This is a genomic window from Mesonia aquimarina, from assembly GCF_003667275.1.
GTDB classification, from domain to species: Bacteria; Bacteroidota; Bacteroidia; order Flavobacteriales; family Flavobacteriaceae; genus Mesonia; species Mesonia aquimarina.
Genome location: NZ_RCNV01000002.1, coordinates 1 through 12,197 on the forward strand (window position 1 = coordinate 1; position 12,197 = coordinate 12,197).

Below are 12,197 nucleotides of genomic sequence, written 5' to 3' on the forward strand. Positions count from 1 at the left end.
CTGCTATTTCTTTTATAGGCACCTGAGTTCCGTCTGGAAGATCGATATACATACCACGCAAATCATCAATATTCTTTCTATGATCTTCATCAAATCTTACTACCAGATCAAATCGTTTTTCTCCTTCAAAAATGACTCCGGCTGTTCCTCCTGCAAAAGCTGTACTTATGTAATCATTGGCTTTTTGGATATCCAGTCCATATTGCGCAATTTTATCACGGTTAAATTTAACGGTCATTTGTGGGAGGCCTGATGTTCGCTCCGCGTTTACGTCTCCTGCACCAGGCACGGTTTGGATAATACTGGCCATTTCCTGTACCTTTTCCGACAACACCCCCAGGTCCTCTCCATATAGTTTAACCGCAATATCTTCTCTAACCCCCTCTAATAATTCGTTGAACCTTAATTCTACAGGTTGCGTAAACACAAGGTTTACCCCAGTAAGTTCTTTATTGAGTTTTTCCTTGATTTGCGCTATAAGTCCTTCTTTAGTTTCAGCGGTTGTCCAATTATCCTTATCTTTTTCAAGAATCAGGTACATATCTGCTATATCCATCGGCATTGGATCTGTTGGGATGTCCGCTACTCCAATTCTTGCTGTTGCTGTTTTAATTTCAGGAAAATTTTCTAGAAGGATATTTTCTATTTTTTTGGAAACTTCAATAGACTCTGTTAATGAACTTCCTGGTCTGATTAAAGCCTGCATTGCAATATCCCCTTCATCCAGTTGAGGCACAAATTCTCCTCCCATTCTGGAAAAAAGGAAACCGGCTAATACAAGTAGAACAGCAGCAGCACCTACAACAATGAGCTTCAGTTTTAATGCCCCTTTCAGTAAAGGCATATATACCCTTTGTATTCCACCAATTATCTTATCACTTATCCTTTCCAGCCAGCGTTCAAACCTTCCAAACCAGTTCTTTTTATTCTGAATGGGTTTCATAAATAGGGCAGACATCATAGGGACATAGGTAAGGCATAAGAAAATAGCACCTATCATGGCAAAACCGAAAGTGTACGCCATCGGCTTAAACATTTTACCTTCTACCCCCGTAAGAAAAAGTATAGGCGTGAATACAATAAGAATTATAATCTGTCCAAAAAATGCGGAACTCATCATCGTGCTCCCAGCATCATAGGCTACTTCATCCATTTTAGCCTGATTGAATTTCACCTTGCCAGATCTTATCCGTTTTTGTATTTCATACACGGTTCCCTCGATGATAATCACTGCACCGTCTATAATGATTCCAAAGTCAATAGCGCCCAAACTCATTAGATTGGCCCAGACATTGAATTGTTTCATTAAAATAAAAGCAAAAAGCAGTGATAAGGGAATAGTGGTAGCAGTAATAAGTCCACCTCTTAGACTACCTAATAACAATACCAGGGCAAAAATCACTATCAATGCACCTTCCAGTAAATTTGTTTTAACAGTATCGGTTGTTCGTGCTATTAATTCACTCCGATCAATAATTGGCTCTATGGTCAAACCTTCAGGAAGTGACTTTTCAACTTCTGCCATCCTATCTTTAACATCCTGAATTACGGCATTGGGATTGGCGCCTTTTAACATCATTATTATCCCGCCTACGGCTTCCTCTCCGTCTTGAGTGAAAGCTCCGTAGCGTACCTGATTTCCAAACTGAACATCTTCCGCAACATCTCCAATAGTTATCGGAATAGAATTTTCGGTAGTAATAGCAATTTTCCTTATATCCTCCAGTGAACGGATTAAACCTTCACCTCTAATAAAATTTGACATTTTATTTTTCTCAATATAAGCTCCACCGGTATTCACATTGTTTCGGGCCAGCGCCTCATAAACCTCAGAGATACTTATACCCATACTGTTTAATTTCTCAGGATTGATTGCTACCTCATATTGTTTTATGGAGCCTCCAAAAGAATTTACTTCCACCACACCTTCCAGCAAGGTAAGTTGTCGCTTGATTATCCAGTCCTGAATAGTTCGTAGTTCCATGGGAGAATATTCAGTTTCGTATCCCTCCTTTGGCTTTATGGTATACTCATAAATTTGACCCAATCCGGTTGAAATAGGTCCCATAGCAGGACTTCCAAATTTATCGGGAATGGTTTCTCCCAATTCATTAAGTTTTTCCTGTACTAGTTGACGAGGGAGATAAGTTCCCATATCATCTTTAAAAACAATAGTAACTACCGAAAGTCCAAACCGTGAAATAGAGCGAATCTCTGTAACTCCAGGTAAATTACCCATCGAAAGTTCTACGGGATAGGTTACAAATTGTTCAATATCTTCTGTGGCAAGATTTGGCGACTGGGTGATCACCTGAACCTGATTGTTAGTAATATCTGGCACCGATCCCAGGTTGACGGTCATCATGGACCAAATACCCGTCCCTATCAGCGCTAAGGTAAGTAGTCCAATAATAAATTTATTATTAATGGAAAATGCGATTATCTTATTAATCATATAAATAAAAATTTAATTCAGTTAAAATTCTTGATAATAATTTTGTGCCTAACAAAATCTATCAATAGGACCAAGGATCTAGTATGAGAACCAGGATTTGGTCAAAAAAGGATATAATTATCCTTTAAAAAAACTGAATTATGCCTGTGGTGGCTGTAAAATGGAAGTGGTAAAATCTTTTTTTATACCGTTTAAGTAGAGAAAATCTTGAGAAGAAATGTATTTAAACTCAAATTTTATTTCTGCGAATTTGAAATAAGTTGCGTTTATATGGCAACATTGGCAAATACAAAATGGGGAACATAAATCTGCATCTTGATGTTGGTGGTTATCACCTAAATCTTGAGAAATTTCTGTTTTAACTTCATTGTCAAAAGTACCTGTATCTTCACAAGGCACTAAATTTAGTGTGAAGATATAGATTGACAATATGAATGCTAAAAATTTCATTAAGGCAAATATAAGAATTTTTTAATGCAATGGTTGTGCAAAGAAAAAAGGCTTCGGATTATAAAAACCATAAGGTTTCTTGACCAAAAGGTGGTATTTCCTTGCTTTCAAAACGAGGTGCTATTTCTGCAACCATTTCAGGATATTTAATTGTTATTGGTACGTTTTGTTGACGTAAGGATTTCCAATATAGCCTACTAAATTGATACACTTGCTCTATTAGCTTTCTAATCATTTTACTATCATTTAAAGCCTCTGGTGTAGGACTTGATATTTTAAGTTTTATTGGAAATGAATAACTTGAATGACTTGGGTATTTTACAGTATTGTTATACCTCAAATTATTAAAGAGTAAATATTTATATTCTCCTTTAGGGCCAATATTTATATATGTGCCACTCATTGGAATTAACTCACCATTCCAATTTTGGTCAAAAGCAATAATATCTTGTGATTTTGTTTTATTAATATTAAGAACAAAAAGAGGACAAGGCAATTGAAGTTTATCCATCATTTCTAAAACAGGTTGTATTTCTTCATCCTTCATATCCTTATAAAAGTGAATCACTATTTTTTCAGGTATTTGGTTTGTTGGTACGTATTGATAGATAGCATCACTTAATGCACCCCCTAACTGTTTAACATCAGATTTACTGAAATAATGAAATTCATTAAACCTTCCATTATTTTTAAAACTGAATGCACTTGCTACATATCGAATGTTTTCTTCGGTATTTTTAAATGCACCCACACCAATAACTAATTCATTTTTAGGTTTGACATTTAGTTGCCAAGGTGTACCATCTAATTTTGCTAATAAGGCTAATGAAATGTTTGTTAAATCGTATATGAACTTATGTTGATTTCTTCTAAATCTATCAAACTCTATTACTTGAGATATAATTCTTTTATATAAAAGCTGTTCTTTAACCTTGTAATACACTAACTTTTTTTCAAGATTGGGTTCGTGCTTGTTAAAAGGACTTAAATAAATAGCAACATAATTAATATTAGGGTCTGATTTAAAATCTTTTATACCCTTTGCAATTTGAGGTAATGGATTTTCTAAATCATCAAATATTATATTGACATTATTATCGAAATGTGCTAAAACACCTGCATAAATATTTAAACCTTTATACCAACTTGTACCATCTTCCAATAATTTTTGCAATGTTTCTACTTCTTTAGCATAACTTGTATGATATATAAAGAAGAAATGCACATTATCTAACTGACAAGGATTTAAAGGCTTTAAATTCTTAAAATCAATTTTGGGATTTCTACCAACACCATTTTGAAACACTAAATCATTGCTTTCATCAGCAACTTCACCAATTCGATTTATTTCTACAGGTAAGTAATCGTCATTATTAACAGGAATAACTTTCTTAAATTCTTCACTTAAAATGAAATGTTGAATAAACTTATCTATTTTGTGTTTATAACCAATATATTTATTGGAATCATCTTTTGGTTCTGGTTGAATATTAAAAGCTGTTCGTAAATCGTTATTCAAAATGGCAAAAGCCTTTGTGTTATCATCAATAAATTCCTTTTCCTTATGATATTTTAATAACCTCATTTTATATACAACTTTATTAAGATTTGTTGTTGAGGTATGTTTTATAATTTCAGAAATAGGTTTTTTAAACACTTTGGCCATACCATCATAAGAAATAACTAACTCACCATATTCACTAACTTCTTTAATTTGTACTTTGACAGTAAACTTATAATACTGTGCAAAACTTTTATTTTGATATGATCTATTACCTATCCAAATTTGATTATCATTCACAAAGTTTTGACCAACAAGTTTTTTTATGCTTTTAAAGAATTTTTTGATTCGCCAATTATAGTAATGCTTTATTAAGTCGGTTGGTTGTTCTTTTAGATTGAGTTTTAAAGGCAAATAACCTTCCTTTTCATAAATAAATGATGTGTAGATAAAATCAGGATTTTCTTCTTTTATACCAGGAAACAAATCTTCTATATTGGTTGGAAACTTTGTTTTATACAACTTTTGCGCATTTCCAATTTTCTCTTTACTTAAATAAAAAGTTATTGGTTTGTCTGGTAAATCAAATGTTATGATATTAAAATAAAGTTCCTGACTCATAAGACTTGGGTTTATTAATTCTACTTCTTGCTCAATCTATTAATTTTTTGTTCTACAATTTTGAGGATTTCCGTAATGTTTTTTTCTTCTTTTAACATAAAGACAATTTTATCTGCTAACCAATATTGAAGTAATTCGCTTTTGTTTTGCTTTAATGCTTTAGCTAATGCTTCAACTTGTTCTTTACGAGCTATACGAGTACCACGTTCAATTTTACTTAAAAGTGCCGTATCAATATTCATTTGAGAAGCAACTTCTCTTAATAATAATTGCTTTTCTTCTCGTATTTCTCTGATGTATTCTCCAAACGTCATTTTGGGGATATTTTGACTTGTCAATATTTGTCTAATGTAAGAAAAAGAAAATAAGAACTAACAAAAAGATATTAACAATTATAAACAGGAAATGAGGAAGTTAAGGATTTGAGGATATAAAGTATTTTTATAAATCCTCGTTTCCTTAAAATCCTCAAAATCCTTATTGTGCTTTTGTGGGATTTGTATAATTGTTATGTGCTTCCCTATGTATTAGACCAGCATCAACAAATTTAGTAATATAGCCTTCTGCTGTTTTATGAGGAATCTTGTTTTTGTCGGCTATATTTAGGTAATCTTGTCTTGAAAATTGATAAGGTAGTGCTTCTAAAAAACGTTCTTTACGATTGGCTCTTTTTACTTCTTTTTGTTCGATAGGTAAATCGTTAAACACCTTACTACTGTGCTTTACTAATACGCTTATCATTTCCAATGTATTTTCAAAATCTATATCCTCACAATATCTTACTTGGTTTACATCACCATCTTCCATAATGCGAAATACAGAAAACAACATTATAATTCTAAATGCTATTAACCCCAAACGTCTAACAGTTGCTATATAGTCATCGGGTTGAAGATTGAGGTATTTGGTTTGAAGCTTCTCAAAAAACACATTAAACTTTTGTTGTTGCTCGGTTGTTAGCCTTACTTCAATATCAGGATTGTTTTTTAGGGTTTTGTATAACCCAAAAAATTCTTTTCCTAATTGGTCGTAATATTCATCTAAACCATTGGTTGTATCAGTTTGAAAAACGTTCTTCCAAGTAGGTTTGATATTCATATAATAAAACATAAAACGACTAAACAAGCCATTTTCAGCACTTGGAACCAATGCCTGAATCTGCTTTGGTGTACCAGACAACACCGTTGACAAACAAGGTCTTTCAATATCTACATACTCTCTGTCCGTTCTACGATAGTAACTAATGGTTTCGTGGTGGAATGCTTTACGAAAACCATCGGAATAATTACCGTAATCACTTTTAAAAGCTTGTGCTAAAGTATCTCCTTCGGTTTCAAAAATTAACCCTCTACCTTCATTATCCGATATTAATTGATAAACACCTGTTACACTATTGTTAGCCGGAATAAACAGCATTCTTTCAGGTGGTTTACTCGGTTTTTCCATAGTTTCACTTTTGCCCTTATTCATATTATAAGTAGCCATTTCAACTTGATGCTGTTGTTTTAGGGTTTTGGATTGTTCGCGCTTTTCTTTGTGAACAGGATTTACCAAATTTTTAATTTGGTTTAATCTCCCTTTTCCTGCTGAAGCAGGTGCAGTAACAAATAAATACAAGTTGCTAAACACTTTCCGTTGGTCGTACACACCAAACAATTTAGGAAAACAAGCACTAAATGCTGTTAATGCACCCAACAACAAAATATCACGTTCTTCATTACTGTCTGATGGTTTTACTACTTGTTGCAAAAATGTTGGGATGTTGTTGTAAACTGTTGTTGGTATTGTTGGCAACGGTTGTTTTTCTTCCTCTGGATGTTGCGATACTTCAACAACTTGTTGTTGCTGTTTTGGTTTAATACCAACTTGATGCAAATGGTGGTATAAGGTTGCTATGCTTATACCGTGTCCTTTTGCTTGTAAGCATTTATTATACTGTTCGTCGCATTCTTTATGGTCGTAACCTGAATAATTTCTGCTAATTCTATGGTAGTAATCACGTCCAGCTTCACCGTATTCCTCTGAAATAGCAAAACCAATATCACGCCACTTTTCATAAGTATCAGTAATATCGATACCTGATTGTTCTAAAGCGTTGATATATGTTTCAATATCATTTGCAACAACCGTTGTCGGTTTGTTGTTGATTGGTTTTTTAGGTACTTCTTTTTGCTCTGGAACAGCTAACCAATCTTTCGGGTTGAATATTTTTGTCATAGCTTTTGATGTCTTTTATGTAGGTATGCCAATGGATCGTGGGATAAAAAACACGCTCTGGAAATGTCTTTACCCGATTGGTCTACCTCAATGTTATATGTTTGCTTTATGTAATTGGCCACCGCAATAAAATATTCATTGTGTGACACTTTCGATAAATCGATTCTAATTATCCATTTTAAGCCTTCTCCTGAAGGTGATGTAAACAACATTTCGGTTTCGAAATATTCATCGTTTAATAATTGTTGTTTTAGTTCTTCAAGATTTTCTAAATGGTCAAAATCGATTGTCAATAATGATGAATGCTCAATTAAGCTATCATCATTTCGTTTAGAAAACACACCTGAAAATGTTACATAATCAAAATGATTTGCTTTAAATTTCCGTGCTTCTTTAGGGTTTTTAATCGCTCTAAATTGCTCTGTGATACTTTTATACTTATCGCTTGTAATACGCTCAAATATTTGGTGTAATCTTACTTTTTCAGTTGGAAAAACATTTCTAATTGGTGCTTTATAAAAACTGCTGTAAGCATACCAAGTATCATCGGGTTCATCTAACCAGGATAATTCATCTTCTTTTTTAACTTCAAAATTTAGATGCAGTACCTCATTGATTTTTAGTAACAATTCTTCTTCATTAATGATTTTAAAATGATAGGATGCAAAATCGAATACATCACCTTTAAAATCGGTTAATTCAGTATCGTAATGCATTGCCTTATTATCTACAACATTAATTTGTAATGTTGATTTACCACCGTTAAAAGGGTTACGGGTTATCCCGCAGTCCCTTCCTTTTACGGAAAGGACTGTTGTTTCAGGATAATACTGCCTTAATACATAGGCATAGATATTTAACCCATAATGCGTTTTCTTTAAAATGCTTTCTTTACTTATTTCCATCGCATTTAAAATTTGGGTTATAATAATTGCTTTGTAATAGTTCCTCTATGTCAGATACTTTGTAATAAAACTTTCCTTGTATCTTACTATATGGAAGCGTACCATTTGAACGGAACGTTTGTAGTGTGCGTTGGCTAATATGTAGCATTTGCATTACGTCCTGATTGTCAATCCACGTATCTTTTAAGCATTCTGCTCTCGATGCTCTTATTAATTCAATACGTGCTTTTATGTCCTTAATCTCTTGTGAGAGTGCCAAGAGTAAATCGATGATTTCAGTCATAACTTTACCTTTCCTTTTTTGATTAGGTAATCGGCAGCTTGCTGTTCGATTTCATCTTGGGAATCCATACGGTTACGCAGTAACCATTGATCTAACTCTTGACGTTGGAAATAGATTTTTTTGCCATTCGGTTTATAGTGTGGAATGGCTCCCGTACTTGTAAGTTTATACAAGTGCGATTGTGATAGTTCTAAATACTTGCAAGTTTCATTGAAGTTCAATACTTGCTTTTGCAACGTTTGTTGTTCTATTAACAACTTTTCGATGCTTTCTAATTTTTCGATGATTGAAATGTCCATCTTTTATTATTTTTAAATAAATGAGGACATCAGGCCTAATGTCATTCTTGATTTTCAAGAACAATACAAAGGTTTGAAATAAGCTATTGGATTTTAGTAAGAGTGTAAAATGAAGGTAAGATAACAGTAAGATTTCTTACTAATCTTACTGTTTTTTATTGCAGATGTTGGATAATATTGTCTATTTCTTCCTTTTCTTTAGGGTTGTGAACTTTATTTTTATAAAGGTTGTTAGCCTTTAAAGGTGTTCCTGTTTTGGTAATAAATTTACCAGATTGTTCTACGGTAGATTTTTTAAGGTTGGTAAAATATGGTTTGAGAACATCCAACACATAACTAAATTGTGTTGTCTCACACTGTAGATAAATCTTTGTGTCTAATTTTGTAAAATCATCAGCAATAAAGAGTTTATGTAAATCCTCAACAGATGTTCTGTTTTGTAATAAATCAATTCTAAATTGAAGTGTTTTAAAAACTGTTAACAAAGCATCGACGTTTTTACTTTTAAACCCAAAATTGTTTTTTTTCTTAAAAACAGGTTTAGAAACACTTTTTTCGACTTTTAACTTTAAACCTTTATAAGACGATATAATTTTTTCTTGAGTTGGTTCTTCGTTAAAAAATACTTCGTGTAGTTCTTCGATAGTATAAATTTCTGTATCACTCAATTCTGAAAATCGTTCTTGAAGTTCCATAAAAAGCATCATCGCATTAGCCTTTAAAAATGAAATGATATAAGCTTCATCTGATTTATCATTATTAGTAGGCTTTAAATATAAACTTTCATCAAGATCATTTTCAGAAATGTAATTGCTAATCTGGGTTAAATAATTTGTAATTCGATTAAATTCTTTGTCATAGAGGAAAGACAAATGACCAGGTGTTGAATTTGCTTCAAGGGTATCATTAATAGCATTAAACTTTTTGATATAATCGTTTTCAATTAGTTTAATGTAATATTTACGCTTGTTTGAATATGCTTTTTTAAAGTCGATTTCATAATTAGGCGTGGTTATAGGATATTCTTTTTTAAAGCCATTTAATAGCTCTTTAAATTGGTTTTCGGTTCTTTTATCATCAGTAACCTTTTCCACATACAGTAAGTCAATAAATAGGTCTTTAGCCATTATAAATCCAATTTAATTTTATTAGCAGCTTCTTTCTTTTTATCATCAATGACTTTAGCGTAAATTTGAGTTGTTTTTAAGTTCTTATGACCTAACATTTTTGATACTGTATAAATATCAGTACCTAAAGTTAGCTGCAATGTAGCAAATGAATGTCGCGCACAATGGAACGTGATATTCTTTTTAATTTCTGCATCTCCAACCCAATCTTTTAATAGGTCATAGTTTCTCTGAACATTATTTATATTCTCGAAAACTTTTTGAGTTGGTTCGCCTTTTTCTCCTAACAATTCAAATGCTTGTTCGGAAATTGGTAAGGTTTCAGCTCCTTTAGTTTTCTTTTGCTTAAATCTAATAAAATTCCCGTAACTTTCTGAATATTGGATTTCTGACCATTGTAGCTTTGTAATATCCGACCAACGCAAACCTGTAAGGCAAGAGAAAAGAAACGCATTTTTTAATTGTGGGTGTTTGCTATCTGTACTAAAAAGCTTTCTAACTTCTTCTAAAGTTAAAAATTCCATATGTGTATCTTCTTCTTTGAAGTTTTCAACATAAATTGCAGGATTGTATTGTATTACCTTTTCTTTAACCGCTTGACGTAATACCGCCAATAACTTTTTAAAATATGCAGATTTAGTATTTTGGCTTAATTCTCGTTTACTTCTAGAAAGTGCCTTTTTATCTAAATACTCTTTAAAACCTTCAACCCATTCTTCATCAATTCTTTCAAAAGAAATACCACTAGGATAATAAGCTTTTAAATGCTTTAAAGTACTATTCCATACTGCTAAATTTCCCTTGCTTTCTGAACGTCTTTCAATCCATTGTTCTAAATACACAAAGAAGTTCCCTTGTTTCTTTTCCTTATTCTCAAAGCCATAAATATTATTTTGAATTTCTAGATGCCTTTTAGCTCTGATGCTTTCGGCAAGTTGCAAGATTTTCTTATTCTCTAATTTCTGCGCTTTGGTTAAGGACCCTTTATCGGGTTCTGGTGTTAAATATAATTTCAAGTACTCGTATTTACGATTACCGTTTTCGTAATAATCAAGATATAAACTAATTCGTTTCCCTTTTCTGCGTTGGCGTAAAGTAACTTTCATTTTCCTTATATTTACTGTGTTAAACGATGTGTTGTATTACTGTTAAATGGGCAACAATACGGCAACAAATATAAGCAAAAAAGGGTAGTTTGGCAACAAAAAAGAATACCAAAAACCCTATAAAACAATGATTAATAGGTAGATAACAAATAAAAGAAAGATAATGAATTTCCTATCGGAAAGTCCTCGCAAATTTGCTATCTTCGGTTTATGGCGGAAAATCCTAGCGGATTTTCACGCAACGAAACCATAGCCAATCACGTTGTGGCACATTTGAAAAAAGAAAATGACATTCTACTTAATAATATTATTGATTTTTATTCTACTCATAATCGGATTAATTTATTGGATTTTCCGAATATTTAAATCGTATAAAAAGGGAAATAAAAAGTCATTTTTCACTCAAGTTTCAATTCTTGGATTATTATTAATTGTACTTACTTGGCAATTACAAATATTTCCATTTTCAAAAAACTTTTACATAAAGGAACAAACTGAAAAACTGATTGGAAAATCATTTTGGAGTTGGGAAGAATACGATTACGAAGGATTAGGAATTCGTGGAGAAGGATATACGCTTGACATTTATGAATTCAACGATGAAATGGCGGAATATTTTTCTAAGCCACCGACTGATTTTATTCAAAACTATCCACCAGAAGAATTTGCGGACATAAAAATGGACGGAAACGCCCGTAAAAGAAAGTGATATCGAAACACTTGATTTTGTTACGCCAATTTACGGAGGTTGGAAAGGAGAAATTGTAGAACGCCAAGATTTTATAAAGTCTGTAGCTAACGAAAAAGGCGGTTTTTACGCTTACAAAAAAAACGGAGGAACTGATTTTTACTTAATTTCACCTAAACGGAATTTGATAATAATGATAAATCACAATATGTAAAAAAACGTTTGCCAACAAAGTACTGTGGTAAAAAACAACTAAAAACTCATTAATTTTTTATTAAAGTACTTCTATGTGAATCATCATAAAGTAATCCTGAGTTTGCTATCGCAAAAGCTTGTTTCAGTGGCTTGTTGCATACGGCAATTGACACCCATTTTTTGCCTGTGTCTTCCACTCTTTCGTTTCTTAATCATCAGACAAGTTGCTAATATCAGCTCATTATTAAGAAACTAGGGTTACAATACAATGTTCTCTTTAAATATATCAAACGTATTCCACTTCGAATACATCCTAATAAAAAAATAACTACCTCGAATATAAACTCTTA

The 12,197-nt window shown here is 32.5% G+C and carries 11 protein-coding genes; 1 reads left to right on the forward strand and 10 read right to left on the reverse strand.

The genetic code is table 11. The annotated features are described in order from the left end of the window. The 10 genes from D9R05_RS03415 to D9R05_RS03460 form a co-directional block, all read right to left on the reverse strand. The coding region (locus D9R05_RS03415; protein WP_162984882.1) for an efflux RND transporter permease subunit at window positions 1-2,455 on the reverse strand (2,455 nt) is incomplete at its 3' end. 138 nt (window positions 2,456-2,593) lie between these two features. Beyond that, the gene (locus D9R05_RS03420) at window positions 2,594-2,905 is read right to left on the reverse strand and encodes a DUF6660 family protein (protein WP_120187512.1); all 312 of its coding nucleotides are present in this window, start codon (window positions 2,903-2,905) and stop codon (window positions 2,594-2,596) included. Window positions 2,906-2,963: 58 nt separating this feature from the next. Next, on the reverse strand, window positions 2,964-5,027 hold the full coding sequence (locus tag D9R05_RS03425; protein ID WP_121665839.1) for a Piwi domain-containing protein: 2,064 nt from the start codon (window positions 5,025-5,027) through the stop codon (window positions 2,964-2,966). A gap of 20 nt (window positions 5,028-5,047) precedes the next feature. Next, the gene (locus tag D9R05_RS03430; RefSeq protein ID WP_099215414.1) at window positions 5,048-5,341 is read right to left on the reverse strand and encodes a helix-turn-helix domain-containing protein; all 294 of its coding nucleotides are present in this window, start codon (window positions 5,339-5,341) and stop codon (window positions 5,048-5,050) included. A gap of 163 nt (window positions 5,342-5,504) precedes the next feature. Beyond that, entirely contained in the window at window positions 5,505-7,244 is a 1,740-nt protein-coding gene (locus tag D9R05_RS03435; RefSeq protein WP_121665840.1) for a DUF3987 domain-containing protein, read from the reverse strand. Then, entirely contained in the window at window positions 7,241-8,149 is a 909-nt protein-coding gene (locus D9R05_RS03440) for a BT4734/BF3469 family protein (protein ID WP_121665841.1), read from the reverse strand. The genes D9R05_RS03435 and D9R05_RS03440 overlap by 4 nt, the downstream gene beginning before the upstream one ends. Beyond that, window positions 8,136-8,408 carry a helix-turn-helix domain-containing protein gene (locus D9R05_RS03445; protein ID WP_240462911.1) on the reverse strand — a complete coding sequence of 91 codons (273 nt, stop codon included), beginning with the start codon at window positions 8,406-8,408 and terminating at the stop codon, window positions 8,136-8,138. Before D9R05_RS03445 ends, D9R05_RS03440 begins: the two co-directional genes overlap by 14 nt. 20 nt (window positions 8,409-8,428) lie before the next feature. Further along, window positions 8,429-8,731, reverse strand: coding sequence for a helix-turn-helix domain-containing protein (locus D9R05_RS03450; RefSeq protein ID WP_121665843.1), 303 nt, complete (start codon window positions 8,729-8,731; stop codon window positions 8,429-8,431). Between the two features lie 155 nt (window positions 8,732-8,886). After that, window positions 8,887-9,858, reverse strand: a complete 972-nt coding sequence (locus D9R05_RS03455; RefSeq protein WP_121665844.1) for a DUF6617 family protein — start codon at window positions 9,856-9,858, stop codon at window positions 8,887-8,889. Beyond that, entirely contained in the window at window positions 9,858-10,964 is a 1,107-nt protein-coding gene (locus tag D9R05_RS03460; RefSeq protein ID WP_121665845.1) for a site-specific integrase, read from the reverse strand. Before D9R05_RS03460 ends, D9R05_RS03455 begins: the two co-directional genes overlap by 1 nt. Before the next feature lie 286 nt (window positions 10,965-11,250). Between D9R05_RS03460 and D9R05_RS03465 the strand changes: the two genes are divergently transcribed. Then, window positions 11,251-11,673, forward strand: coding sequence for a hypothetical protein (locus D9R05_RS03465; RefSeq protein ID WP_162984883.1), 423 nt, complete (start codon window positions 11,251-11,253; stop codon window positions 11,671-11,673). Window positions 11,674-12,197 lie beyond the last annotated feature (524 nt).

Excerpts from the sequence above, each read along its gene's own strand:
- D9R05_RS03435 (WP_121665840.1), bottom strand. The coding sequence starts at position 7,244 with ATGACAAAAATATTCAACCCGAAAGATTGGTTAGCTGTTCCAGAGCAA.
- D9R05_RS03465 (WP_162984883.1), top strand. The coding sequence starts at position 11,251 with ATGACATTCTACTTAATAATATTATTGATTTTTATTCTACTCATAATC.
- D9R05_RS03460 (WP_121665845.1), bottom strand. The coding sequence starts at position 10,964 with ATGAAAGTTACTTTACGCCAACGCAGAAAAGGGAAACGAATTAGTTTA.
- D9R05_RS03420 (WP_120187512.1), bottom strand. The coding sequence starts at position 2,905 with ATGAAATTTTTAGCATTCATATTGTCAATCTATATCTTCACACTAAAT.
- D9R05_RS03425 (WP_121665839.1), bottom strand. The coding sequence starts at position 5,027 with ATGAGTCAGGAACTTTATTTTAATATCATAACATTTGATTTACCAGAC.
- D9R05_RS03455 (WP_121665844.1), bottom strand. The coding sequence starts at position 9,858 with ATGGCTAAAGACCTATTTATTGACTTACTGTATGTGGAAAAGGTTACT.
- D9R05_RS03450 (WP_121665843.1), bottom strand. The coding sequence starts at position 8,731 with ATGGACATTTCAATCATCGAAAAATTAGAAAGCATCGAAAAGTTGTTA.
- D9R05_RS03430 (WP_099215414.1), bottom strand. The coding sequence starts at position 5,341 with ATGACGTTTGGAGAATACATCAGAGAAATACGAGAAGAAAAGCAATTA.
- D9R05_RS03440 (WP_121665841.1), bottom strand. The coding sequence starts at position 8,149 with ATGGAAATAAGTAAAGAAAGCATTTTAAAGAAAACGCATTATGGGTTA.